Source organism: Salipiger aestuarii (genome assembly GCF_003259905.1).
Lineage (GTDB): Bacteria > Pseudomonadota > Alphaproteobacteria > Rhodobacterales > Rhodobacteraceae > Salipiger > Salipiger aestuarii.
The window spans coordinates 68,217-90,746 of record NZ_QLMG01000015.1 but is presented as its reverse complement, the minus strand read 5'-3'; the positions used below and the strand labels follow the sequence as shown (position 1 = coordinate 90,746).

Below are 22,530 nucleotides of genomic sequence, written 5' to 3'. Positions count from 1 at the left end.
ACGGTAAGCCCGGCTGCATCGTCAGTGACAACGGCACCGAGTTTACCAGTCGGGCGATCCTGAAATGGGCCGACGAGAACACCGTGCCGTGGCACTACATCGATCCCGGAAAACCGCAGCAAAACGCCTTCATCGAGAGCTTCAACGGCAGCCTCAGGGACGAACTTCTGAACGAGGAGATCTTCGACAGCCTGGATGACGCGCGGCGTAAGCTGGCCCTCTGGCGCTACGACGACAACACGGTCAGGCCGCATTCCTCGCTGGAGAACCAGACACCGCAGCAAGCGCGCCGAGTGCTTGAGCAATCTGAGGGCTCCGCGCCCGGCGCGCTTGCGCCAGACGGGGAAGCCGAATACCCAGATCCAACCTGCAGACTCTCGTCATGAATGAGGGACCGGCAGGGGGCAGGTCAGCCAGCAGCCCTGATGAAACCCTGATACAGAATATCGCTAAAGCGCATCTCTGGTTCGAACAGATCAAGGCAGGCAGAACGCTGTCCGAGATTGCGAAAGCCGAAGGCACGACAAACGGCAGGATTTACCAGTTGATCGATCTGGCTTTCCTTGCCCCTGACATCATCCGCGATGTCCTTGATGGCAAACATCCCCCAGGCTTCACGTCCGACTGGTGCGTGCGGCACACTTTGCCGGGCGACTGGCAGGACCAGCGCGCGCTGATCGCGACTCTCTGATCGTCTTCCACCGGACACTCGTATCGCACAAAGCGCGACCTCAGACTTTGAGGCATATTGGGGCTTGTTTGACGGGTATGTACGGCCTGCGTTGAGTGGGCATATCCGTAACACACGGAAATGGCGCCACTACCTCGAGCGACAGTCGTATCGTCTGAATGCCATGATGTGTTTGGCTGGGGTGGTAGGATTCGAACCTACGGTACACTGTACCAAAAACAGCTGCCTTACCACTTGGCTACACCCCAACCGTGGCGCGGGTATTACGATAGGGATGTGATATGCGCAAGACCCGGAGTGGGAAAAAAGCGAACATCCTTCAGGGTGACTTTAGGGCAGCTCTCGTACAACGTCTTCGTCGCTGAACGCATGCTGAGCGCGGCCGTGGCGCTTGGCCGAATAAAGCGCTTCGTCAGCGCGTTCGAGCAGTTGTGCGCCGGTTTCCATCGGCATCGCATCCGGTCGGTTGAACGCTATCCCTATGCTCGCCGAGATGCGGCATATATCCCCATCGACCGGGATGGGATGCTCGATCCGCTCGATCAGCCGATCCGCCAGTTCGGCGAGGCGGCCCCGGTCGGTAAGCCCGTCCAGGATGATCACAAATTCATCGCCCCCGACCCGCGCGACAAAATCGTTCTTGCGTGTGAGGTCGATCATGACCCGCGCAACGGCCTGAAGCACCCGGTCGCCTGCCGCGTGCCCCCTGGTGTCATTGACCTGTTTGAAAAAATCCAGATCGAGGTGCAGCACCGCAAAACGCTCGCCCCCGCGGATCAGGCGTTTCAGCGCCTCATCCATCGCCCGGCGGTTCTGCAGACCGGTCAGCGCATCGGTAAAGGCGCGTTGTTCGGCCACCATCATCGCGCCCTGAAGGCGGCGATTCAACGTGCGCGATGCTTCCATCGCGGCCGATTTTGCCTCGACCAGGTAAAGCATGTCGATGGCAAGATCGGTGACCGCGAAGTCGGTGCTGGTCAGCGAATGCATGCGCACCCCGTCCACCACGCCAATGCCGAACGACAGGTTGACGATCGCCCCCCCTGCCCCGTCGGGCATCACAAGACCCTTCAGCGCGACCCTGCGCCCGCAGCGCAGCCGCGTCTGCAGGCGCCGCCCCGCCAGTTCAAGCAGCATGGGCAGGGTTTCCGCGCGCTTGGGGCGATAGACTTCGATCACATCGGCGAAATGGCGCCCCTCGCCCACGCTGCTGTTCAGCAGCTTGCGCAGGGTGGGCCCGGCGTGGCGCAGCCGGCCGTCGCGCGAAATCTGAAGGTGCATCGGCATCAAGGCATCGAGCGTGTCGAACGGAAGGCTCATGACGTGGTCTCCCTGCGGATCGGTGGCGGCGCGGCGGCGAGTTCGAAACTGCGCCCCTCGGCGAAATCGGTTTCGACAACGGTGATGTCGATCACCTCGGCCTCGCCAAGCGCGCCGCGGTGATCCAGAATCACCAGCGCGCCGTAATCGTCTGCCATCGCCCGCAACACGCCCACGAGCACAAAGCCAAACCCCGCCAGTTCGGCCGCGCCGCTGTGGCAGGACAGCAGGAACTGTCCCGGCGCGGAATCCGTCAGTTCCAGTTCGGGCAGCTGCAGGTCTGCGACCGCCAGCCGCGTCCTGCCGGGAAGATCCTCAAGCGAGTGGAGGAAATCGAAGAAATCGACGCCGCCATAGCGCATGAGGCGGCGCAGCCCCTCGTTGTTGGGATGGGTGATCAGATAGGTGCCGACATCCTCAAGCAGCGCATCGCGCGACTTTTCAAGGCACATGCCTGCGGCATCGACCACCTGTTCGACGGTCCGGGCGTCGTAGTCGAGCATGGCTTCGAAATCGTCGAAATCGAGCTTCGCAAGCTCGGCGATTGTCTGCCAGATGCCCTGACCGTAGGTATCCTGCAAAAAACACTGCAAAGTCCTCGCGATCAAACCGTGCATTTCTATAACCCACTTATCCGTTCGATGGATCGGTACGGCGTAAAACGCACCGTAATCATTATTCGTCTCCGACATTAAAGACGAACCTGACAACCCCGGATTAAGAAGACGGCAACAAAGCGAATTTTCCGCAAAAAGCCCCTCAGGTCGCCAGCCAGCCCCTCAGGTCGCCAGCCAGCCCGGCAGGTGGCCGATGTCGGGCAGCACCACATCCGCATGCGGCGCCAGACGATCCGTGCGGATGGGCCCGGTCAGAACAGCGACGGTCTGCATGCCGGCGGCGCGGCCGGCGACAAGGTCGTGCGGGCTGTCTCCGACCATGGCGATACGGGCGGGCGCGATGCCGGTCGCGGCTGCAAAGGCCAGTAAGGGCGCGGGGTCGGGTTTGGCGCCGTGGCCGCTGTCGAACCCGGCGATGAAAGCAAAGGCCTGTTCGATGCCTGCCTTGCGCAGGTGGACACGCGCGGCGGACTCGGCATCGTTGGTCATCACCCCAAGCCGCAGCCCGAGCGCGCCAAGCTGCGCCATGAAACCGCACAGCGGCACCGTTTCGACCAGCGGCGCGTCGTCTGCGGTGCCCAGAAGGTAGGTTTCCACCTCGTCGGCGGACCGGCCCGGCAACGCGGTTGCGAGGCATTCGGCAGTTTGCCGGTTGGTGCCTGCGACCACTGGGCTTTCGGGCAGAAAGGTCTCATGCTCAAGATCATAGCAGGTTGCCGCCGCCAGCGCGTGCAGCAATGCGGTGTTGCCCTGTGACAGCGCACGCAGCGTCCTCTTGCCCCAGGCATCCCAGGTGGCGCCGAATTCGAACAGCGTGCCGTCCTTGTCAAAGAGCACGGCATCGGCGCGCAGCGTCATGTCCAGTGAACCTCTTCTCCGCCAGGCAGATGCGCGCGCGCCGCGCGGGGCGTGTCGTAGGGCAGATCCTGCGCATCGCAGAACCGGGACACCCAGGCGTCGTCCATCAGGATGAAATCGAGAACCGCGCCCTGAAAGGCCGGATCTTCAAGCGCGCTGCGAAAATCCTGTTCCGAGGCGCCCGTGGCCCCGAGGAAAACCCCCAGCAGATCGTCCTGCCCGGCCAGCCAGGCGACGGCCTGCAATCCGACCACATCGGCGAGTTTCCGCGATACCACCATTTTCACCAGATTTATGAAAGGGTTTGTTAACCAGTTTGCCAGAAGAGTGGACGCAGGCGATGCAACACCTGCATCTGCCTAACCGAACGTTGGGGCATCTGCAATGACAGGCCGAATTCTGATCGCAGACGGGGTTCCTACCAACCGCATCGTGCTGCGCGTCAAGCTGACCGCAGCCTATTACGAGGTGCTGCGGGCGGGCAGCGGCGCCGATGCGCTTCGGCAAATGGCGCGCGAAAAACCGGATCTGGTGATCGTGTCGGCGGATCTTCCCGACATGGGGGGCGCGGAGCTCTGCCGCCAAATGCGTGCCCAGGGCGATGCGGTCGAAACGCCCGTGGTCGTGGTGACACCGGATAACGACCGGACCGAACGGCTTGCCCTGCTGGCGGCGGGCGCTGACGAAGTGCTCGCCAGGCCGGTCGACGAACTGGTCCTGCTGGCCCGCTTGCGCAGCCTGCTGCGGTCCCGCAATGCCGAAGATGAGCTCAGGATGCGCGAAGTCACGCACAAGGCGCTGGGAATGCCCGAAGCTGCCACCGCCTTCGCGGTTCCGGCACGGGTCGCGGTGATCCCGGTGCAGCCCGAAATCCCGGTGCGCGGCGCGGTCACGTCGCTGCGCGCAAGCCTGCGCGACCGGATCGAAACGGTGACGCCCGACATGGCCCTGCGTCAGGATTATGCGGGCGCGGATGTGTTCGTGATCGTCGACACCGGCACGCGGGCCGGCTCGGGGCTGTCGTTGCTGACACAATTGCGCGCCGCGCCGCAGTTCCGCCAGGCCGCCATCGTCTATGTCAGCCGCCCCGATTGCCGCCGCGAAGCCGCCAGCGCGCTTGACCTTGGCGCGGGCGACCTGCTGTCACAGGGGTTGGATGCCGAAGAACTCGTGCTGCGCCTGCCCCGGCAGATCGCCCGCAAGCGCACCGAGGACCGGCTGCGCGACACCGTGCGCAACAGCGTTCGCGCGGCGGTGACGGATCCGCTGACCGGGCTCTACAACCGCCGCTATGCCCTGCCTTATCTGTCGCGTCTGGCCGAGCGGGCCACCGCGCACGAACGCTCCTATGCGCTGCTGCTGGCGGATATCGACCACTTCAAGCTGATCAACGACACCCATGGCCACGCGGCGGGCGACGCGGTGCTGGTCGAAGTCGCAAAGCGCTTCTTGCAGAACCTGCGGGGCGCCGATCTGGTCGCGCGGATCGGTGGCGAGGAATTCCTGATCGCCATCCCCGACGCGCATCCGGGCGCTGCCGCGCGCACTGCCGAACGGCTGCGCGGGGCCATTGCCAATGCGCCCTTTGCGCTGCCCGGCGCGGCTGCCGGTCAGGCCGATGTGACGCTCAGCATCGGGGTGGCGGTGGCCTCTCCAGGTGCCCGTGACCTGCCCGAGACGCTGCTCGACAAGGCCGACCGGGCGCTTTACGGCGCCAAGGGGGGCGGACGCAACCAGGTCATGCTGGCGTCTTGCCCGGCGCCGCCGCAGCTTGGCAGGCAAGGCCCCGTGCGGGCCGTGTCCGGCGGGCGCTGACGACTCCGCGGCTAGCGGTTGCCGTGATTCTTCATGCGCCGGGCCATGTCCGAGATCCGATGTTCCAGCCGGTCCGCATAGGCGCGGCGCTCGTCGGGCGGAAAATCCGCGATAAACCCGACCATCAATGCACGGCCACGCGCCTGTCGTGCCTCCGCCCGCGCATCCTGCCGCAACACCGCGTCGTTGAACGCGGCGCGGTCGAACGGGTCCTGGCGCAGCAGAGCCAGCGCCTCGCGATAATCGGCCAGGAAATCCGGCGCGCCGTCGCGCTCGCGGCTCCCGTCGAACGATCCCCGCAGCATGGTTCCGAACTCGCTGCGCTGCCGGTCGGTGAATGCCCCGGTGTAGCCAAAGGCATAGTTGCGTCCGCGCAGCGCGTGATGGCCGACGTCAGGCCGGTTCAGCACCACGCCCAGCCCGATCCCGACCACCGCGAGGTTCAGCGCGAGCGAGCCGAAAAGCAGCGCCCTCAGCCCGATCGACATGCCCGGTTTCGTCTTGCTTTCATCTGTCATGTCAAAGCCCCAACATCGCGTAATCATAGGCGCTTGCCGGTTCGGCGGCGCTGACAGACTCGTCGCTTGCCACGCTACCGGTCCAGTCCGACGGCGCGACCGCGCCGATCCAGATCCCGGTGACGCAGGCCGCCGCCAGGCCCGCCATCGCGGGCCAGCCCCCAAGCTGGCCCAGCGCCTCGCGCAGCCAGCCGCGCGCGGTCGCCCCGGCCCCGCCCAGGGCGGGCGCCACCGCTGGCGTGGGTTGTTCGGCCAGCGCCATTGCTTCCATCCTGGCAAGCCAGTCGCCCGAAGCTTGCCCCATCTCGTCGCGCCCTGCCGTAAACCAGGGGGTGAGGTCGTCATGTTCCGTCATCCGGTCGTCAGTCATCGTCATACCCCAGTTCGTCACGCCGGGGGGCCAGCAGGCCTTCCAGCGTCTTGCGGCCCCGCGCGGTCAGGCTTTCGACCGCGCGCACGCCGATGTCCATGATGTCGGCGATCTCGGGGTTTGACAGCCCCTCGATGTGCCGCAGCACCACCGCCTGTTTCTGCCGGTCGGGCAGCGCATCCAGCGCCGCCTGCAACGCCTGCCCGCGCGTCGTCTGCTGCATCGCCGCTGCAGCCGAGGGCGCGGGATCCTGGGGTTCGGCCACCGCGTCGATATCGGCGAATCCGCCGCGCCGCCGCCGCATCCGGTCGATGCACAGATTGGACACCACCCGATACAGCCAGGTCGACACCTTTGCCTCGCCGGGCCGCCAGCCCGGTGCCGCGCGCCAGAGCCGCAACAGCGCCTCTTGCGCGACATCCTCGGCCTCGGCCCTGTCGCCCAGCATCCGCAGCGCGTGCCCGAACGCCTTCGGCCCAAGCCGTAGGGTCAGCGCGCGCGCAGCCGAAGGCTCGCCAGCCGCATAGGCCGCAAGCAAAGAGTCATCGTCTTGATCGCTCATCGCGTCATATGGCATTCGGCCCATCCCGATGCGCTAGCCCGAAGCCGCGCCCGAAGCAACGGCCGGGGCGGCGGCGCGGCGCCTCCCCGGCACGACGTTTCAGTCTGTCGGCTGCCCGGGCAGCGGCTCGACCATGGGCGCCGCGTCCCCTTGGGCCGGGGGCGTCTGCGCGCGCCCGGCGTCGCGCGGGCCATGGTCGCGGGACATGTCGGCGCGGCGGTCAACCCTGTGGTTGCCATCGCAGTCGCCTCCGTGGCCGAGCCTGTGCGCGCCCATGTGTCCGGATCTGCCATCACGATGCCCGTCCCGGCCCATCCGGCCCTCGCCGTGGCGCGGACGCCCGCCGTCATGCATGCGCGAACGCCTCTGATCGAGCGCCGCCATTTCTTCGGCGCTCACAGTGCCGTCGTCATCGGCATCGAGGCGTTCAAAGATCCGGGCCGGGCCGCCGCGACCGTTGGCCTGAAGCTCTTCGAGGCTGAGCTTGCCGTCCTTGTCCGTATCCAGCCGCAACAGCATCATCTGCTGACGGCGCGCCTCGCGAGCCGCCTTTCGGGCATCGTGGAACGCGGTCAGTTCGTCACCTTCAAGGGCGCCGTCGCCGTTGGTATCGGCCTCGGAAAACGCGGCGGCGGGTCCGGCGGCGGACAGTTCTTCCCGGCTCACGGCGCCGTCACCATCGGTATCGAGCGATTGGAACATCTGTGCCATCATCGGCGCGCCGTCCGTGCCCGGGCCATTGCCACGCGGCTGGTCGCCGGGCACCGTCTGGGCAAGACTGCTGGTTCCGATCACGGCGATTGCGGCACCGATAAGAAGCTTTGCTCTGCGTGTCATTGCTGCGATCTCCTGCTTTTTCGCTTTTGGCCGGCGCCCTTCCCGGCCGCCGATCTGTAGCTTTCACGCCGGGGCGCGGCTGTTCCGTCGCCGGTTTGATCTTTTCTTGCAGAACGTCGCGTAAACTGCGTGCAGGCCGGGCACAGGCGCTATATATAACCTGTAGCCTGCGCCCGGTTCGCGACACGGCGCCGCAGTGATGCGCTCTGCCCCTTCCATTATGCGCCATCCTGCATCACCCTGCGTCGGACGACGAGAGGTTCGTTTACAAACATGACAGACAACACCGAAGCACCCCTGCGCCGCAATCCGGTCGCCCCCGCCAGCCCGCCGACCAGTCCGCCGGCCAGCCCCGAGGCGCCCCGCGACACATGGCCCGCCGTCTGGAAGGGCTTTCGCATGCGGTGCCCCAATTGCGGCAACGGGCCGCTGTTGCGCGGCTACCTGAAGGTACGCGACCATTGCCCGGTCTGCCGCGAACCATATCACCACCACCGCGCCGATGACGGCCCGGCCTACCTGACGATCCTCGTGGTCGGTCACGTCATGGCGCCCGCACTGCATATCGGTTTCGTGGTGTGGCGCCCGGATCCGCTGATTCTGCTGACCGTGCTGTCGATCGGCGCGATCGCGATGTCGCTATATCTTTTGCCGCGGCTGAAAGGCGCGGTCGTCGGATTCCAGTGGGCACGTCGGATGCACGGTTTTGCCCAGGCGCCCACGGCCTGACCCCGGCAGACCCCGAACTGGCCAGACTGGCCTCATCAAGGCTGGAACCATCAAGGACAGGACCACAGAATGACAATCGACAAGACAGCGATTCGCGACGCAGCCACGGTGATCGTGATGCGGGATCGCGACAGCGCCCCGAAGGTGCTGATGGGGCAAAGGGGGGCAAAGGCGGCCTTCATGCCCAACAAGTTCGTCTTTCCGGGCGGAGCGGTGGATGCGGGCGACAGCACGGTGCCGCTGCATCGCCCCCTTCCCGCCCTTTGCCGCGAGCGAATCGAAATCGACGCCCGCGCCGGCATCGCGTACCCTCTTGCCGCCGCCGCCATACGCGAACTGTGGGAGGAAACCGGCCAGGTGCTCGGGGCGCCTGCGGATTGGGCCGCGCCGCCCCCCGACTGGCACGGCTTTGCCGCGAGCGGACATGTTCCTGACGCCTCGGCGCTGCGCTTCGTGTTTCGTGCGCTCACCCCGCCGGGCCGCCCGCGTCGCTTTGACGCGCGGTTCTTTCTGGTCGATGCGGACGCGCTGGCAACCGATCCCGACGATTTCGGCGCCGCGTCGGACGAACTGAGCCACCTGCAATGGATCGAACTGGACCGGATCCGGCATTTCGACCTGCCGTTCATCACCGAAGTCGTGCTGGCCGAGGTCGCCGCGCGGGCCGCTGACGACAGCCCACCGGCGTCGGTGCCGTTCTTTCGCAACGATGACGAGGGAAGCACGTTCCTGCAATTGCACGGACGCCCGATGCCCGACTGAGCTGTCAGATAAACCCCCGCCAGAGCAGCAGCCCCAGAACCACCGCGCCGACCACCAGCGCATCGATCATCAGACTGGCAAGCAGGCTCAGCGCGGCGCCCTTGCGGCGGTTCGTCAGATCCAGCCCGCGCAGATGGGTCTCGATCCGATCGGCGGAGCGCCGCACCGCCGCGCCATCGACCAGCCGCGCCTGCCTGGGATGTCCCACCATGCGGCGCGCGGCCATCACCTTTTCCAGATCGGCACGCAGCGGGCGCGGCAGCGCCTTGCGGGCCCGCGCCGCGCGCACGTCGAACGCCCCGCGCCGCAGCTTCAGCTTGTCGTCAAAGACCTGCTCAAGACGCGCGATCACGCCGCCAATATCTTGTTCTGCCATCATCATCGTGAACTGTAAAAGCGCGCGGATTTCGCCTCAATGCAAGGGGCATCAACAATTCGTTTCCAGTTGCTGCATAGTTGACGCCACGCATTCCCTTTGACGCGCGGCTGTTCTAAGGCTGCTGTCATGCTGAACACTCTTCTTCACGGCGCGCCGACCGATTTACCGCCTCTTGTCATCGTCCACGGCCTGTTCGGGTCGGGGCGCAACTGGGGCGTGATCGCCAAGCGGCTTTGCGATACCCGACAGGTGATCGCGGTCGACCAGCGCAACCACGGCGATTCGCCCTGGACCGACAGCCACGGCTACGAAGACATGGCCGCCGATCTTGCCGAGGTGATCGAGGCCCATGGCGGGCGGGCCGATGTGCTGGGCCATTCGATGGGTGGCAAGGCGGCGATGGTGCTGGCCCTGACCCGGCCTGAACTGGTCAACCGGCTGATCGTCGCGGATGTGGCGCCGGTGGCTTACGGCCATACGCAGATGCACAACATCGACGCGATGCGCGGCGTGGATCTTTCCCGCGTCCAGCGCCGCTCGGACGCGGCCGAACAGCTTGAAGCGGTCCTGCCCGATGCCGGTCTGCGCGCGTTCTTTCTGCAATCGCTGGATGTGGGCGCGCGGCGCTGGAAGCTGAACCTGGATCTGCTGGCCACCGAGATGCCAAAGATCCTGGACTTTCCCGATCTGACCGGCGCGGCGTTCGACGGGCCGGTGTTGTTCCTGTCCGGTGGCGCCAGCGACTATGTGCAGCCCGAACACCGCCCGCGGATCAAGGCGCTGTTTCCCAAGGCACGCTTTGCCGGGATCCCCGAGACCGGCCATTGGCTGCACGCTGAAAAGCCGCGCGATTTCGAGGCGGCCGTGCGCGGCTGGCTGGCCACCGCGTCCTGACGGTATTTGTCCTTTCGAAACTGCGGCCCGCCCTGGGGAACCCTGCACAGCATGGACCGCGGCGGTGCCACCCGATGCATTTTCGCCCTCCAGCAGCGGCTTTCCACCGCCTCACTCGCCACCCAGAACGCGCAATGTGCCCTCAAGCCAGGGCAGTTGACGCAGCGCGGGGTCGATCACCAGATCGGTCACAAGCATACGCATGATGCGCGCCACGTCGCGCGGCACCCGGTCGGACCAGTCCGATGCGGCAAACAGCGAGATGGTCCGGGAAAACGGGGGGAACGGCAGCGGGTGAGCCTCCATCCGGTCGTGCATCCGACCCGCGCGCATGAACCCCAGCGGCGTGGTCAGACCCCAGCCGACACCGCGCGCCACCAGCGTCATCAGCGACAGATGCGAGCCGATTTCGAACCGTTCGGGGAAATCCAGTTTCTGTGCCGCCAGATGCGCCTCGATCTGGCGCCCGATCAGTTGCGCACGATCATAGCGCAGCAGCGGCAGCCCCCGCATCAGCGCCCCGGCTCCGCCCGCCTCGGCCAGGGCGCCCCGCGCGCAGACCAGCATGAACGGATCGCGCACCAGCGGATATTCGACCACCCCGTCCACCATCGCGCCCGAACTTGCGGCGATGGCGACGTGCAGGCGGCGGTCGCGCATCGCCCCGGCGATTTCATGGCTAGGCGCGGTGGTCAGCCTGAACCGGCAGCGTGCCATGTTTTCGGCCAGGATCGTCACCAGTTGCGGCGTGAGATCGTTGTCGAAATCGTCGATCACCCCAAGGTCCAGCGTGCTGAGATGGCTCAGGTCCATCACCGTCAGCTCGTTTTGCCCAAGGCGCAGCTGGCTCAGCACGGTTTGGGTGCGCGCCAGATAGGACCGCCCCGCCTGCGTCAGTTGCATCGGTCTGCGGGCATGGTCGACCAGGTCCGCCCCCAGCGCCGTTTCCAGGTTGCGCATCTGCTGGCTGACGGCTGGCTGGCTCAGCCCCGTCATCTGGGCCGCCTGCGCGACCGACCCGGTGGCGGCAAGAGCTTCGAACACTTCGAGCCCGCGCAGGGTCACGCCCTTCATCAACATTTCACAGATCCTCAGCGCACAGAGCGATATTCCGATTTTCGGAAACTCCGTCCGGCAGGTCAAGCGGCATCGCGGCGCCCGCCCCGCGCCGCGCGACCGCCCGTCGGTTTACAAGGGCCGAACTGCGTTACCTGGGCCGAACTGCGTTACCTGGGCCGAACTGCGTTACCTGGGCCGAACTGCGTTACCCGACGTCGCGCCGCGCGCGCGGCGTCATCCCTAAAGGCCCTTGCACAGCCGTTCCGAGCGATCGACGTAGGCCGAATAACGCTTCCAGAATGCCTCGTCCGACGGCCGGTCGGACTGCCGCACGACCTGTGCGCTGTGGGGATCGTTGTAAAAGCGGACCGCGCGACGCTGGTCCCGGCCGCTGAGTTCGATATCCGCCGCCGCCTGAATGCAGCCGCACAGGCCCGGATTGCTCGCCCGCCGTTCGCTGCCATTGCAGGCATTGCTGATCGGACCCGATGCGAACCGCGCGGCGCCGACGTCGCGTGCCCCTCCTGCGCAGCCTGCAACCACGGTCAGCGCCAGTACGCAGCACATCGCCTTCATCGGTGTCTTCCTTCCGCTCGCCTGCTCCCTGCGGGGCTTTGCGCCCTCCTCATGCAGGAGCTTTTGGCGCAGGATGCCCGAAAACGCCGAGGGATTCAATTCACCTGCGCGTCAAAGCGTGTCAAAGGCCGTTCCGGCCCAACGCCATGCACGCCTTGGTATCTGGTTGCGTTCAACGTCCTGAATTCGTGCAGACTTGCGCGAGAAAACCGGATGCCAGCTCACGTTTCGGCAAGCATTGCCGCAATGCAGCGACAGACGAACACCTACCACGCAGCATGGGCCCAGTTGCAGCGGCAGGCGGGGGCAGCGACATCGGGCAGCGTCAGGGGGGCAAAGATCTTTGGGCATGGTTTTGGGCAAGGACAAGACGCATCGCATGGCGGTGCCAGTGGCGGTTTCGGCGGGCGTGCCGGCGTGCGCGACCTTCGCGGCGGCGATATCGAAATCACGCTGGAAATCGCGCCACAGACAAGCCTATGGAACCCCAATGCTGATGCCGTTGCGCCGCCAGTGCCTACCGCCGTCGCCGCGCCGGGCGCTCTGTCGCACGGTCCTGACCGCCCCTCGGCGCGCTCGGGCGGTCGTCGCAATCCGCAGCGGTGGCCCCCGCAAACGGCAGAGCCGAAAATGCGATTGACGCAAGTTTTCACACCCGAATTTCACTTGCCCTGGCGCCTACCCCGGCTCCTCAGAAATTGCCTTTTGGGAACATCGGGCAAACCGCGCCATGGCACGACAGAATGACGCGCGACTGTCGTCAATCGGCCCCGGAGGACACGGGGCCGCCCAAATGCAGCCCACACCCCCCACAACCCACCTTGACCGACGCTCCGTTCCGCCGCATATCCCCCAGATCATGACTGACCTCGCGCACATCCGCAACTTCTCCATCGTCGCCCATATCGACCACGGGAAATCCACCCTGGCCGACCGGCTGATCCAGTCCACCAACACCGTCACCGAACGGGAGATGAAGGAGCAGATGCTCGATGCGATGGACATCGAGCGCGAACGCGGCATCACCATCAAGGCCAACACCGTGCGCATCGAATACATCGCGCAGGACGGCGAAACCTATGTGCTCAACCTTATCGACACGCCCGGCCATGTCGACTTCGCCTATGAGGTCAGCCGGTCGATGCGCGCGGTCGAAGGCTCGCTTCTGGTGGTCGACAGCACCCAGGGGGTCGAGGCGCAGACGCTCGCCAACGTCTATCAGGCGATTGACGCGAACCACGAAATCGTGCCCGTCCTGAACAAGATCGACCTGCCCGCGTCCGAACCCGAGCGGGTCAAGGAACAGATCGAGGATGTTATCGGCATCGACGCGTCGGAGGCGATGCTGGTGTCGGCCAAATCCGGCATCGGCATCCCCGAAACGCTGGAGGCGATCATCAAGCGCCTGCCCGCCCCGAAGGGCGACCGCGACGCGCCGCTCAAGGCGATGCTGGTCGATTCGTGGTATGACGCCTATCTGGGCGTGATCGTTCTGGTGCGGATCATGGATGGCGTCCTGAAAAAGGGCGACAATATCAAGATGATGCAAACCGGGGCGAAATATCCCGTGGACCGCATCGGCGTCTTTCGCCCCGCGATGCAGACGGTGGACGAACTGGGACCGGGCGAGATCGGCTTTCTGACCGCCCAGATCAAGCAGGTGCGCGACACCAAGGTCGGCGACACCATCACCCATGAGAAAAAGGGCTGCGAGACGCCGCTGCCGGGCTTCAAACCGTCGGTGCCAGTGGTGTTCTGCGGTCTGTTCCCGGTCGATTCAGCGGAATTCGAAGACCTGCGCGATGCCATCGAAAAGCTGGCGCTGAACGACGCCTCGTTCAGCTTCGAGATGGAAACATCCGCCGCGCTCGGGTTCGGGTTCCGCTGCGGCTTTCTCGGGCTGCTGCACCTTGAGGTGGTCCGCGACCGGCTGGAACGCGAATACGACATCGAACTGATCACCACCGCGCCTTCGGTTGTCTACCATCTGTACATGAAGGACGGCGAAAAGATCGACCTTCACAACCCCGCCGACATGCCCGACATGTCCAGCGTCGATCACATTCAGGAACCGCGCATCAAGGCGACCATTCTGGTCCCCGACGAGTACCTCGGCGATGTGCTGAAGCTGTGCCAGGATCGGCGTGGCATCCAGCTTGACCTGACCTATGCGGGCCCGCGGGCGATGGTGGTTTACGATCTGCCGCTCAACGAGGTGGTGTTCGATTTCTACGACCGGCTGAAATCGGTGACCAAGGGCTATGCCTCGTTCGATTACCACCTGGAAGGCTATCGCGAGGACAATCTGGTCAAGATGTCCGTGCTGGTGAACGATGAACCCGTGGATGCGCTGTCGATGATGGTACACCGCGACCGCGCCGAAATGCGCGGGCGGGCGATGTGCGAAAAGCTCAAGGACCTGATACCGCGCCACATGTTCAAGATCCCGATTCAGGCGGCCATCGGCGGCAAGGTGATCGCGCGCGAGACCCTGTCGGCGCTGCGCAAGGACGTGACGGCGAAATGTTACGGCGGCGACGCGACCCGCAAGAAAAAGCTGCTGGAAAAGCAGAAGGCCGGCAAGAAGAAGATGCGCCAGTTCGGCAAGGTCGACATCCCGCAAGAGGCGTTCATTTCCGCGCTCAAGATGGACAGCTGACCGGGCGCGCGACTGTTGTCCGTGACGCGACGATCCGGGCGCGGTGCTTTGTACCGGCGCCGCGCCCATCGCGTTTTCAGGGCGCCATGCACGCCGCCCGCACCCGCTGCGCGCCCTGCCCCGGTGTCGCAGTCCCCCGCAAGGCCGCCGCGCGCGCATTCGCTCTTGACCCCGCAGCGGCTTCGTATTCCAAGCATGCCATGGCACAGGCACAGCTTTCCATCGACCTCGCCGCGATCCGCGCCAACTGGCGCGCGCTCGCAGATCTCAGCACCGGCGAGGCCGCGGCCGTGGTCAAGGCCGACGGCTACGGGCTTGGCGTCGATCGCGTCGCCCCGGCCCTCGCCGCGCAGGGCGCCAGGCGCTTCTTTGTCGCCCTGGCCGAAGAAGGCACGGCGCTGCGGCGCATCCTTGGCCCCGGCCCGGACATCAGTATCCTGGGCGGGCATATGGCCGGTGACGCGGACCAGATCCGCGACGCCCGCCTGACTCCGATGCTGAATTCCATCGACCAGATGCTGCGCCACGTCGAGGCCCTGCCTGGCCATCCCTTCGGCATCCAGCTTGATTCGGGAATGAACCGGCTGGGAATGGAGCCGTCCGAATGGTCGGCCCTGCGCGACATCGCCCTGGCGCAGAAGCCGCGCCTTGTCATGTCGCATCTGGCCTGCGCCGACGATCCCGATCACGGCATGAACGCCTTTCAGCTGCGCAGCTTCCGCGAAATGACCGATGGCATCGACGCTCCGCGCTCGCTGGCGGCGACGGGCGGCATCCTGCTGGGGCCCGAGTATCACTTCGACGTCACCCGCCCCGGTATCGGACTGTACGGCGGCATGCCCTACCGGGATGCGCTGCCCGTGGCGACGCTGGCGCTGCCGGTGATCCAGATCCGCGACGTATCGCCGGGCGAGGCGGTCGGCTATGGCAACGGCTGGGTCGCGCGCGTGCCGACAAAGGTGGCGACGGTTTCGGCCGGGTACGCCGACGGCATCCACCGTGCGCTGGCCGCCAAGGGCTGGCTGTGGTCGGGCAACGCACGCTGCAAGATCCTGGGCCGGGTGTCGATGGATCTTGTCACCGCCGATGTGACCCACCTGCCGCAAATCCCCGACACGCTGGATCTGCTTGGCCCCAACCAGCGCATCGACACCGTGGCAGACGCCATCGGCACCATCGGCTACGAAGTGCTGACGGGCCTGGGCAACCGCTACGCCCGCGTCTACAGCGGCGGGTGATCGGCCGATGCGCGCGGCTCTGCCTCTTGCGCTGATCGGCCGGGCCGTGCTGCGCGGCCTTGGATCGGCCGGGCGCGTGGCAATCTTTGCCGGCAGCGCGCTGGCCCATATCCTGCGCCCGCCGCTTTATCCGCGCGAATTTGCCATCGCCCTGCTGAACATCGGCTGGCTGTCGCTGCCGGTCGTCGGGCTGACCGCGATCTTCACCGGCGCGGCGCTGGCGTTGCAGATCTATTCGGGCGGCGCGCGCTTCAGCGCCGAAGCGGTGGTGCCCCAGATCGTCGCCATCGGCATGGTGCGCGAACTGGGCCCGGTGCTGGTGGGGCTGATGATCGCAGCGCGCGTCACATCCAGCATCGCCGCCGAGATCGCCACGATGAAGGTAACCGAACAGATCGACGCCTTGGTCACCCTGTCCACCCGCCCCATGAGCTACCTTGTGGCGCCCCGCGTGCTGGCGGGCCTGCTGACCGTGCCGCTGCTGGTGGCCTGCGGCGATGTCATAGGCATCCTTGGCGGGTACCTCGTGGCGACGAAATCGCTGGGGTTCAACGCCGCGGCCTATCTCGTGAACACGCTGGATTTCCTGGAACCGCTCGACATCGTCTCGTCGCTGGTCAAGGGGGCCGCGTTTGGCGGCATCGCGGCGCTGATGGGGTGCTATTTCGGCATGCATTCAGGGCGCGGCGCGCAAGGGGTAGGCCGCGCCACCAAGGCGTCGGTCGAAGCCGCCGCCGTGCTGATCCTGGCGGCCAATTTCGTGCTGACGGGGGTGTTCTTTTCGCTATGACGCAAGCCATTGTCCAATTTCACCGTCACGGAGCGTGCCATGATCCGGCTTGACGGCGTGCACAAGTCGTTCGCCGCCAGGCAGGTGCTGCGCGGGGTCGATCTTGATGTGGCGCAGGGGAGCTCGATGGTCATCATCGGCGGGTCGGGCACCGGGAAATCCGTGCTGCTCAAGTGCATTCTGGGGCTGGTGGAACCCGACGCGGGCCGTATCACCGTCGATGGGCGCGATGTGCATGACGGCGACCACGATGCCTTTCTGGCGCGGTTCGGAATGCTCTTTCAGGGCGCCGCGCTGTTCGATTCGCTGCCGGTCTGGCAGAATGTCGCCTTTCGCCTGCTGCGCGGCCGCCTGAAGCGCCCCAAGGCGGACGCACGCGCGATCGCCATCGACAAGCTGCGCCGCGTCGGGCTGAGCGCGGATGTCGCCGATGCATTCCCCGCCGAGCTTTCGGGCGGCATGCAAAAGCGCGTCGGCCTTGCGCGTGCTATCGCCGCCGACCCCGCAATCATCTTTTTCGACGAACCGACCACCGGGCTTGACCCGATCATGGCGGGTGTCATCAACGACCTGATCCGCGAAATCGTGACCGAGATGGGCGCAACCGCGATCACCATCACCCATGACATGACCTCGGTCCGGGCCATCGCCGACAGCGTCGCCATGCTGCACGAGGGCACGATCAAATGGACCGGCCCCATAGACCGGATGGATGCCGCCCCCGACCCCTGTCTTCAGCAATTCATCCATGGCCGTGCCAGCGGCCCGATCGCCGCACTGAGGTAACCCGATGTTCGAACCCACGCCCCTCCTGCTCGCGTTCCTGCTGTTCAAGCGGTTCATCTTTCTGGAACTTGTCGGCGCACTGGCGCTGGTACGGGTGTTGCGGGCGGGCGGGCCGTCGCGGTGGACGGCCGCCGCCGCGCTGGTGCTGGCGGTGCTGGGGTGCATCGTTCTTCTGGCCCCGGTCGCGGGGCCGCCGCAGGGGGCGCTGTACGGCGCCGCCGCGCGCCTCATGGCGCTTGGGGGCGGGATGCTGCCGCTATTCGTGCCGTCGGTGTTTCTGGCGATCAGTGCCTATCTGCCGGGTCGCGATCTGCGCGGCATCGACATCGCGCATATCGCGCTGCTTTGGGTGCTCGTAGGCCTGTGGATCGCCAGCAAGGTCGTGTGATCCATGCTGAAGGCGGCCAACCTGGCGCTTTTGCTGCTGTACCCGGTCGCCTGGGCGGCACCGCTGATGCGGGCGGGACTTCTGCCGCTGTTCGGACTGCATGAAATCAGCCTGCTGAGCGGTGTCGCCGCGCTTTGGCAAAGCGACTCCGTGCTGGCGGTTCTTGTCGCGTTGCTGGCGCTGGTGCTGCCGTGGGTCAAGACCCTGGCGCTGACCCTGGTACAGTTCGCCAGATTGCCGCGCGCGCTGCTGCCCTGGCTGGGCGTGCTCAACAAGCTGGCGATGGCGGATGTGTTTCTTGTGGCGATCTACATCACTCTGGCCAAGGGGCTGGGCGTGGGCCGGATCGAAACGGCCTGGGGGCTTTACCTGTTCACCTGCTGCGTTCTGGCGTCGCTGGCGCTGTCCTGGGCGGAAGGGTGTCGCCGCTAGATCCGAAACAATCGGGGTATTTCCACGAAATTGTTTCGGCTATACGAGGTTCTGCGCCAGCGGATTCGAAAAAGTCCAGAGAGATATGCAACCATCGGCATGCTTTCGCCGTTAACTTATCACGAAATCGTTTTTATCTTCGGGGGCGGACAACGATGACCTCACATTTTCGCGACGCGGCGCTGGTGACCCAGTATATCATGCAACGCCTTGCCTTTATATTGATCGGCTGTCTGGGCATCGGGCTTGTTGCCTACAGCCTGGCGGCCGCGCTGGGGCTGGTGCCCTGGCTGATCCTGCCGCTGGCTTTCGGTGACGTGACCTTTGTGAATGCGGGCATCTGGATTCAGGTCGGCCTTGCGACGCTGGCGTTCTCATTGATGTTCTTTCTGCCGGGCAATGCGCGCATTATGGCGCTGGAGACATCGCACCGATCGTTTCACATGGGCATGCGCGATGTGGCCAAGGCGTATTCAGCCGCCCATCGCGCCGATCGTGAGGGCGTGTTCACCCTGTCATCGGAATTTGATTCGGTGCGCGAACGCATGGCGTTCCTGCGCGACCACCCCGACCTCGGGGATCTGGAACCCTCGGTCCTGGAGGTCGCGGCCCAGATGAGCCACGTCTCGCGCGAGCTGGGGCAGACCTATTCGGACAGCAACGTGCAGCGCGCGCGGGATTTCCTGACCGCCCGCCAGCAGGAGATCGCCGATTTCAACACCCGGCTGATCGAGGCCAAGGCTGTCGCAACCGAAATCCGCCAGTGGCACATGCAGGTCGAACTGGAAGAAGACGTGGCAGAGGCGCAGCTTGCCCGGCTGTGTGACGAACTGGCACGGATCTTGCCGGAAATCATGGGCGAGCCCGCGCAGGAACCCCAGGCCCCCGCGCCGCGGTCCCCCGATCCGGATACGCCGGAGCAACCGGTCTGGACCGCCGCCCCGCGTGACGACCGGGTCGTCGCAATGGGTCCGCGGCAGGCGGCGGAATGACATCCCGTTCCTGATCCGGGGCGCTGATCCTGCACCGCTTCAAGCGCTCCGATCCCGAGCGCGCCAAGGTGGCTTGCGCCCGCCGCCCGTCGCGGCCTATCTAGGCGCCATGGCGCGCAACTCTCCCAATTTTGTCTGTCAGACCTGCGGCAACGTCACCTCGAAATGGTCGGGGCGCTGCGAGGTATGCGGAGAATGGAACTCCATCGTCGAAGAGGCGCCGGTGTCGGCGGGCCCTGCGGGCAAGACGCTGGGGGGCGGGCGCGGTCGCAGCGCAAAGCTGACCGACCTGTCCCACCCCGAAGCCCCGCCGCCGCGCACCTCGTGCGGGATGGATGAGTTGGACCGGGTGCTGGGCGGCGGGCTGGTGCCCGGCTCGGCGATCCTTGTCGGCGGCGATCCGGGGATCGGCAAATCGACGCTGCTGCTCCAGGCGGCGGCGGCCTTTGCGGATGCGGGGCTGAAGGTGATCTATGCCAGCGGCGAAGAGGCCAGCGCCCAGGTGCGGATGCGCGCCCAGCGACTGGGGCTGCAACAGGCGCCCGTCAAGCTGGCCAATGAAACCAACCTGCGCGACATCCTTGCCACGCTGGAAGAAGAACGTCCCGCCCTGACCATCATCGATTCGATTCAGACCATGTGGGCGGACAACGTCAGCAGCGCGCCGGGATCGGTGGGGCAGGTGCGCGCCGCCGCACATGAGTTGACCACCTTTGCCAAGGCGCGTGGGTGCAGCGTCATAATGGTCGGCCATGTCACCAAGGACGGCCAGCTGGCCGGGCCGCGCGTGGTCGAACACATGGTCGACACGGTGCTGTATTTCGAGGGCGAGCGCGGCCACCAGTTCCGCATCCTGCGCAGCGTCAAGAACCGCTTCGGCCCCGCCGACGAAATCGGCGTGTTCGAAATGACAGGCGCCGGCCTGCATGAGGTTACCAACCCGTCGGCGCTGTTCCTGTCCGAACGCGGCGCCCCGGCCCCCGGTTCGGTGGTGTTTTCCGGCATCGAAGGCACACGCCCGGTGCTGGTTGAATTTCAGGCGCTGGTTGCCCCCACCCCGCAGGCGCAGCCGCGCCGCACCGTGGTGGGCTGGGATGGCGGGCGCCTTGCGATGATCCTGGCCGTGCTTGAGGCCCGCTGCGGCATTCCCTTTGCCGGGCTGGATGTCTATCTCAACGTCGCGGGCGGCATGAAGGTCAGCGAACCGGCGGCCGATCTTGCGGTCGCCGCCGCACTTCTTTCGGCCCGCGAAGACGTGGCGCTGCCGCCCGAAACCGTGGTTTTCGGCGAAATTTCCCTATCCGGGGCGCTTCGCCCGGTGGGCCAGACCGAAAACAGGTTGAAAGAGGCGCAGAAACTTGGTTTCACCACGGCCATTCTGCCCCGCGGCGGAACGGCCAAGGGCGCGGGCATGAGCCTGACTGAAATGCCCGATCTGGCCACCGTCGTGGGAGAGGTGTTCGGCGCCGGCTAGGTGTCACGAAATCAAATAAGACAGGACCGGATTCGGATGGAAGGTTTCACAGCAGTCGACGGTGTCGTCGCAATCGTCATCGTGCTGTCGGCATTGCTGGCGTATTCGCGGGGGATCGTTCGCGAAAGCCTCGCCATCGCCGGCTGGATCGTGGCGGCGATCCTCGCCTATATGTTCGCGCCGCAGGTGCAACCGCTGGTGCAGGAGGCGCCGGTCATAGGGGAATTCCTGACCGACAGCTGCGAATTGTCGCTGATCGCGGCCTTTGCCGCCGTGCTTGCGCTGTCTCTGGTGGTGGTGTCGCTGTTCACACCGGTGTTCTCCAGCGTCGTGCAACGCTCGGCGCTTGGGGGGCTGGATCAGGGGCTTGGGTTCCTGTTCGGGGTGGCGCGGGGCGTGCTGCTGGTTGCGGTGGCGTTTTTCGTCTATCAGACAGTCATCACCGCGCAGGACATTCCGATGATCGACAATTCCCGGTCCGCCATGGTGTTCGCCCGGTTCACCGACAAGATCGAGGCGCAAAACCCCGAAGCGGCACTTGGCTGGGTGACCCAGCAGTATGAGCAGCTTGTCGCGGTCTGCCAGGCCCCGGCCACCGGCAGCATCTGATTGGCGCAACGCGACGCACCGACCTGAAAACGCCCCCGTTTCGGGGGCGTTTTCCGTTTCACAGGATCATCGCCCGTATCGCAAAGGCCACCGCCCCCAACGCCGCGACGCTGCCCGCGTAAAGCAGCACGAACCAGCCCAGCTTGCGCAGCATCAGTGATAACCCTCGTCCGGATCCATCTTACCCCGGAACACCCAGTAGGAATACGCGGTGTAGGCCAGGATGATCGGGATCAACACCACCGCCCCGACGAACATGAACATCTGCGAACTGTGTGGCGCGGCCGCCTGCTGCAACGTCACCGTCGGCGGAACGACCCAGGGCCACATCGACACGCCAAGCCCGGCAAAGCACAGCGCGAACAGCCCCAGCGTCAACACGAAGGGCAACCAGTCAGCCCCGCCGCCGACCAGCGTGCGTGCCAGCCATGCCGCCAGCACCGCCACCAGAACCGGCACGATGGCGACCTCCAGCACGCCGGGCCAGGTCAGCCAGCGGTCAAAATAGGCGGTTTCAAGAAACGGTGTCGCGGCGCTGACGCCGACGATGCCCGCCACCGTCAGCAGCCCCAGGACGCGCGCCAGCGCGCGGGCCCGGTCATGGATCGCGCCTTCGGATTTCAGGATCAGCCAGCACGACCCCAGCAGCGCATAGCCCAGCACCACCGACACCCCGCACAGCAACGTGAATGGCGTCAGCCAATCCCACCAGCCGCCCGCATAGGCCCGGCCCTCTACCGTTATGCCCTGCAACAGCGTGCCAAGGATCATGCCCTGACACAGCGCAGCGACGGTCGAGCCTCCGATGAAGGCCCAGTCCCAGGCACGCCGGGTGAATCGGCTGGTGGATTTCCAGCGAAATTCGAACGCGACGCCACGAAACACCAGCCCCAGAAGCATCGCGATGACAAGCGGATAGGTCGCGGGCAGAATGATGGCATAGGCCAGCGGGAAGGCGGCGAACAGCCCGCCGCCCCCCAGCACCAGCCACGTTTCGTTGCCGTCCCAGACCGGGGCGACCGAATTCATCATCAGGTCGCGGTCGCTCTTGTGCGGAAACAACGGATACAGGATGCCAAGGCCCAGATCGAAGCCGTCTAGCACCACATAGATAAACACCGACAGCGCAAGCAGCAGCGCCCAGGCGGTTGTAAGATCGAATGCCATGTCGCTCT

General features: G+C 65.6%; 28 protein-coding genes and 1 tRNA gene. 15 read left to right on the top strand and 14 right to left on the bottom strand.

Translation table 11 applies throughout. From position 1 onward, the window contains the following. Nucleotides 1–386, top strand: a 386-nt coding sequence (locus ATI53_RS10135; RefSeq protein ID WP_146609909.1) for an integrase core domain-containing protein, incomplete at its 5' end; no start/stop codon positions are given. Continuing rightward, complete coding sequence (locus ATI53_RS10130) at nt 383–691, top strand: hypothetical protein (protein ID WP_111550330.1); 309 nt, start codon at nt 383–385, stop codon at nt 689–691. The genes ATI53_RS10135 and ATI53_RS10130, both read left to right, overlap by 4 nt. Before the next feature lie 173 nt (nt 692–864). Here the strand turns inward: ATI53_RS10130 and ATI53_RS10125 are convergent. From ATI53_RS10125 to ATI53_RS10105, 5 genes are all read right to left on the bottom strand, one after another. Continuing rightward, a tRNA-Gln gene (locus tag ATI53_RS10125) sits at nt 865–939 on the bottom strand. Between the two features lie 82 nt (nt 940–1,021). Then, nucleotides 1,022–2,011: a GGDEF domain-containing protein gene (locus ATI53_RS10120; protein WP_009502803.1), complete on the bottom strand. Its 990-nt coding sequence runs from the start codon at nt 2,009–2,011 to the stop codon at nt 1,022–1,024. Next, entirely contained in the window at nt 2,008–2,628 is a 621-nt protein-coding gene (locus tag ATI53_RS10115; protein ID WP_034451484.1) for a heme NO-binding domain-containing protein, read from the bottom strand. Before ATI53_RS10115 ends, ATI53_RS10120 begins: the two co-directional genes overlap by 4 nt. Before the next feature lie 162 nt (nt 2,629–2,790). Continuing rightward, complete coding sequence (locus ATI53_RS10110; RefSeq protein WP_009502805.1) at nt 2,791–3,486, bottom strand: HAD family hydrolase; 696 nt, start codon at nt 3,484–3,486, stop codon at nt 2,791–2,793. Further along, nucleotides 3,483–3,767, bottom strand: coding sequence for a DUF3572 domain-containing protein (locus tag ATI53_RS10105; protein ID WP_009502806.1), 285 nt, complete (start codon nt 3,765–3,767; stop codon nt 3,483–3,485). Before ATI53_RS10105 ends, ATI53_RS10110 begins: the two co-directional genes overlap by 4 nt. A gap of 103 nt (nt 3,768–3,870) precedes the next feature. On the opposite strand from ATI53_RS10105, the gene ATI53_RS10100 reads away from it, so the two are divergent. Next, nucleotides 3,871–5,301 (top strand): diguanylate cyclase, encoded by a 1,431-nt coding sequence (locus tag ATI53_RS10100; protein WP_111550329.1) that lies wholly within the window; start codon nt 3,871–3,873, stop codon nt 5,299–5,301. An 11-nt stretch (nt 5,302–5,312) separates the two neighbouring features. On the opposite strand, the gene ATI53_RS10095 is transcribed toward ATI53_RS10100, so the two are convergent. The 4 genes from ATI53_RS10095 to ATI53_RS10080 form a co-directional block, all read right to left on the bottom strand. Next, a complete protein-coding gene (locus ATI53_RS10095; RefSeq protein WP_034451486.1) occupies nt 5,313–5,819 on the bottom strand; it encodes a periplasmic heavy metal sensor in 507 nt (168 codons plus the stop codon). 1 nt (nt 5,820) lies between these two features. Next, nucleotides 5,821–6,195, bottom strand: a complete 375-nt coding sequence (locus ATI53_RS10090; protein WP_111550328.1) for a hypothetical protein — start codon at nt 6,193–6,195, stop codon at nt 5,821–5,823. Then, on the bottom strand, nt 6,182–6,766 hold the full coding sequence (locus tag ATI53_RS10085) for an RNA polymerase sigma factor (RefSeq protein ID WP_083840617.1): 585 nt from the start codon (nt 6,764–6,766) through the stop codon (nt 6,182–6,184). Before ATI53_RS10085 ends, ATI53_RS10090 begins: the two co-directional genes overlap by 14 nt. A gap of 84 nt (nt 6,767–6,850) precedes the next feature. Beyond that, entirely contained in the window at nt 6,851–7,588 is a 738-nt protein-coding gene (locus ATI53_RS10080; protein ID WP_009504671.1) for an EF-hand domain-containing protein, read from the bottom strand. Nucleotides 7,589–7,861: 273 nt separating this feature from the next. Here ATI53_RS10080 and ATI53_RS10075 point away from each other — a divergent pair, with 273 nt between their 5' ends. Further along, nucleotides 7,862–8,317, top strand: a complete 456-nt coding sequence (locus tag ATI53_RS10075) for a DUF983 domain-containing protein (protein ID WP_009504672.1) — start codon at nt 7,862–7,864, stop codon at nt 8,315–8,317. Between the two features lie 69 nt (nt 8,318–8,386). Beyond that, on the top strand, nt 8,387–9,079 hold the full coding sequence (locus ATI53_RS10070) for an NUDIX hydrolase (RefSeq protein ID WP_009504673.1): 693 nt from the start codon (nt 8,387–8,389) through the stop codon (nt 9,077–9,079). Nucleotides 9,080–9,083: 4 nt separating this feature from the next. Here ATI53_RS10070 and ATI53_RS10065 read toward each other — a convergent pair whose 3' ends face one another. Continuing rightward, nucleotides 9,084–9,455, bottom strand: coding sequence for a hypothetical protein (locus tag ATI53_RS10065; protein ID WP_170134551.1), 372 nt, complete (start codon nt 9,453–9,455; stop codon nt 9,084–9,086). 129 nt (nt 9,456–9,584) lie between these two features. Between ATI53_RS10065 and ATI53_RS10060 the strand changes: the two genes are divergently transcribed. Further along, entirely contained in the window at nt 9,585–10,352 is a 768-nt protein-coding gene (locus tag ATI53_RS10060; RefSeq protein WP_111550327.1) for an alpha/beta fold hydrolase, read from the top strand. A gap of 111 nt (nt 10,353–10,463) precedes the next feature. On the opposite strand, the gene ATI53_RS10055 is transcribed toward ATI53_RS10060, so the two are convergent. Both ATI53_RS10055 and ATI53_RS10050 read right to left on the bottom strand, forming a co-directional pair. Next, complete coding sequence (locus ATI53_RS10055; protein ID WP_009504677.1) at nt 10,464–11,432, bottom strand: LysR family transcriptional regulator; 969 nt, start codon at nt 11,430–11,432, stop codon at nt 10,464–10,466. 219 nt (nt 11,433–11,651) lie between these two features. Continuing rightward, nucleotides 11,652–11,987: a hypothetical protein gene (locus ATI53_RS10050; RefSeq protein WP_009504678.1), complete on the bottom strand. Its 336-nt coding sequence runs from the start codon at nt 11,985–11,987 to the stop codon at nt 11,652–11,654. 859 nt (nt 11,988–12,846) lie between these two features. Between ATI53_RS10050 and lepA the strand changes: the two genes are divergently transcribed. The 9 genes from lepA (at nt 12,847) to ATI53_RS10005 (ending at nt 21,355) form a co-directional block, all read left to right on the top strand. Continuing rightward, the gene (lepA, locus tag ATI53_RS10045; protein WP_009504679.1) at nt 12,847–14,646 is read left to right on the top strand and encodes a translation elongation factor 4; all 1,800 of its coding nucleotides are present in this window, start codon (nt 12,847–12,849) and stop codon (nt 14,644–14,646) included. Nucleotides 14,647–14,846: 200 nt separating this feature from the next. After that, entirely contained in the window at nt 14,847–15,884 is a 1,038-nt protein-coding gene (gene alr / locus ATI53_RS10040) for an alanine racemase (RefSeq protein ID WP_034452535.1), read from the top strand. Between the two features lie 7 nt (nt 15,885–15,891). Then, on the top strand, nt 15,892–16,674 hold the full coding sequence (locus tag ATI53_RS10035) for an MlaE family ABC transporter permease (RefSeq protein ID WP_009504681.1): 783 nt from the start codon (nt 15,892–15,894) through the stop codon (nt 16,672–16,674). 39 nt (nt 16,675–16,713) lie between these two features. Next, the gene (locus tag ATI53_RS10030) at nt 16,714–17,460 is read left to right on the top strand and encodes an ABC transporter ATP-binding protein (RefSeq protein WP_009504682.1); all 747 of its coding nucleotides are present in this window, start codon (nt 16,714–16,716) and stop codon (nt 17,458–17,460) included. A gap of 4 nt (nt 17,461–17,464) precedes the next feature. Continuing rightward, nucleotides 17,465–17,848: a hypothetical protein gene (locus tag ATI53_RS10025; RefSeq protein WP_009504683.1), complete on the top strand. Its 384-nt coding sequence runs from the start codon at nt 17,465–17,467 to the stop codon at nt 17,846–17,848. Nucleotides 17,849–17,851: 3 nt separating this feature from the next. Continuing rightward, nucleotides 17,852–18,280, top strand: a complete 429-nt coding sequence (locus ATI53_RS10020) for a paraquat-inducible protein A (RefSeq protein WP_009504684.1) — start codon at nt 17,852–17,854, stop codon at nt 18,278–18,280. A gap of 155 nt (nt 18,281–18,435) precedes the next feature. Then, nucleotides 18,436–19,272 carry a DNA repair protein gene (locus ATI53_RS10015; RefSeq protein WP_111550326.1) on the top strand — a complete coding sequence of 279 codons (837 nt, stop codon included), beginning with the start codon at nt 18,436–18,438 and terminating at the stop codon, nt 19,270–19,272. A gap of 109 nt (nt 19,273–19,381) precedes the next feature. Further along, nucleotides 19,382–20,746, top strand: coding sequence for a DNA repair protein RadA (radA, locus tag ATI53_RS10010; RefSeq protein ID WP_009504686.1), 1,365 nt, complete (start codon nt 19,382–19,384; stop codon nt 20,744–20,746). A 36-nt stretch (nt 20,747–20,782) separates the two neighbouring features. Further along, nucleotides 20,783–21,355, top strand: a complete 573-nt coding sequence (locus ATI53_RS10005) for a CvpA family protein (protein ID WP_009504687.1) — start codon at nt 20,783–20,785, stop codon at nt 21,353–21,355. A 58-nt stretch (nt 21,356–21,413) separates the two neighbouring features. Here the strand turns inward: ATI53_RS10005 and ATI53_RS10000 are convergent, their stop codons facing one another. Next, complete coding sequence (locus tag ATI53_RS10000) at nt 21,414–21,509, bottom strand: DUF2474 family protein (RefSeq protein WP_009504688.1); 96 nt, start codon at nt 21,507–21,509, stop codon at nt 21,414–21,416. Then, entirely contained in the window at nt 21,509–22,522 is a 1,014-nt protein-coding gene (gene cydB, locus ATI53_RS09995) for a cytochrome d ubiquinol oxidase subunit II (RefSeq protein WP_009504689.1), read from the bottom strand. The genes ATI53_RS10000 and cydB overlap by 1 nt, the downstream gene beginning before the upstream one ends. Nucleotides 22,523–22,530: the final 8 nt, after the last annotated feature.

Excerpts from the sequence above, each read along its gene's own strand:
- ATI53_RS10100 (WP_111550329.1), top strand. The coding sequence starts at position 3,871 with ATGACAGGCCGAATTCTGATCGCAGACGGGGTTCCTACCAACCGCATC.
- ATI53_RS10075 (WP_009504672.1), top strand. The coding sequence starts at position 7,862 with ATGACAGACAACACCGAAGCACCCCTGCGCCGCAATCCGGTCGCCCCC.
- lepA (WP_009504679.1), top strand. The coding sequence starts at position 12,847 with ATGACTGACCTCGCGCACATCCGCAACTTCTCCATCGTCGCCCATATC.
- ATI53_RS10080 (WP_009504671.1), bottom strand. The coding sequence starts at position 7,588 with ATGACACGCAGAGCAAAGCTTCTTATCGGTGCCGCAATCGCCGTGATC.
- ATI53_RS10030 (WP_009504682.1), top strand. The coding sequence starts at position 16,714 with ATGATCCGGCTTGACGGCGTGCACAAGTCGTTCGCCGCCAGGCAGGTG.
- ATI53_RS10055 (WP_009504677.1), bottom strand. The coding sequence starts at position 11,432 with ATGTTGATGAAGGGCGTGACCCTGCGCGGGCTCGAAGTGTTCGAAGCT.
- ATI53_RS10115 (WP_034451484.1), bottom strand. The coding sequence starts at position 2,628 with ATGCACGGTTTGATCGCGAGGACTTTGCAGTGTTTTTTGCAGGATACC.
- radA (WP_009504686.1), top strand. The coding sequence starts at position 19,382 with ATGGCGCGCAACTCTCCCAATTTTGTCTGTCAGACCTGCGGCAACGTC.
- cydB (WP_009504689.1), bottom strand. The coding sequence starts at position 22,522 with ATGGCATTCGATCTTACAACCGCCTGGGCGCTGCTGCTTGCGCTGTCG.
- ATI53_RS10070 (WP_009504673.1), top strand. The coding sequence starts at position 8,387 with ATGACAATCGACAAGACAGCGATTCGCGACGCAGCCACGGTGATCGTG.
- ATI53_RS10050 (WP_009504678.1), bottom strand. The coding sequence starts at position 11,987 with ATGAAGGCGATGTGCTGCGTACTGGCGCTGACCGTGGTTGCAGGCTGC.
- ATI53_RS10060 (WP_111550327.1), top strand. The coding sequence starts at position 9,585 with ATGCTGAACACTCTTCTTCACGGCGCGCCGACCGATTTACCGCCTCTT.
- ATI53_RS10090 (WP_111550328.1), bottom strand. The coding sequence starts at position 6,195 with ATGACGATGACTGACGACCGGATGACGGAACATGACGACCTCACCCCC.
- ATI53_RS10035 (WP_009504681.1), top strand. The coding sequence starts at position 15,892 with ATGCGCGCGGCTCTGCCTCTTGCGCTGATCGGCCGGGCCGTGCTGCGC.
- ATI53_RS10005 (WP_009504687.1), top strand. The coding sequence starts at position 20,783 with ATGGAAGGTTTCACAGCAGTCGACGGTGTCGTCGCAATCGTCATCGTG.
- ATI53_RS10000 (WP_009504688.1), bottom strand. The coding sequence starts at position 21,509 with ATGCTGCGCAAGCTGGGCTGGTTCGTGCTGCTTTACGCGGGCAGCGTC.
- ATI53_RS10105 (WP_009502806.1), bottom strand. The coding sequence starts at position 3,767 with ATGGTGGTATCGCGGAAACTCGCCGATGTGGTCGGATTGCAGGCCGTC.
- ATI53_RS10130 (WP_111550330.1), top strand. The coding sequence starts at position 383 with ATGAATGAGGGACCGGCAGGGGGCAGGTCAGCCAGCAGCCCTGATGAA.
- ATI53_RS10015 (WP_111550326.1), top strand. The coding sequence starts at position 18,436 with ATGACCTCACATTTTCGCGACGCGGCGCTGGTGACCCAGTATATCATG.
- alr (WP_034452535.1), top strand. The coding sequence starts at position 14,847 with ATGGCACAGGCACAGCTTTCCATCGACCTCGCCGCGATCCGCGCCAAC.
- ATI53_RS10025 (WP_009504683.1), top strand. The coding sequence starts at position 17,465 with ATGTTCGAACCCACGCCCCTCCTGCTCGCGTTCCTGCTGTTCAAGCGG.
- ATI53_RS10110 (WP_009502805.1), bottom strand. The coding sequence starts at position 3,486 with ATGACGCTGCGCGCCGATGCCGTGCTCTTTGACAAGGACGGCACGCTG.
- ATI53_RS10120 (WP_009502803.1), bottom strand. The coding sequence starts at position 2,011 with ATGAGCCTTCCGTTCGACACGCTCGATGCCTTGATGCCGATGCACCTT.
- ATI53_RS10095 (WP_034451486.1), bottom strand. The coding sequence starts at position 5,819 with ATGACAGATGAAAGCAAGACGAAACCGGGCATGTCGATCGGGCTGAGG.
- ATI53_RS10020 (WP_009504684.1), top strand. The coding sequence starts at position 17,852 with ATGCTGAAGGCGGCCAACCTGGCGCTTTTGCTGCTGTACCCGGTCGCC.
- ATI53_RS10085 (WP_083840617.1), bottom strand. The coding sequence starts at position 6,766 with ATGCCATATGACGCGATGAGCGATCAAGACGATGACTCTTTGCTTGCG.
- ATI53_RS10065 (WP_170134551.1), bottom strand. The coding sequence starts at position 9,455 with ATGGCAGAACAAGATATTGGCGGCGTGATCGCGCGTCTTGAGCAGGTC.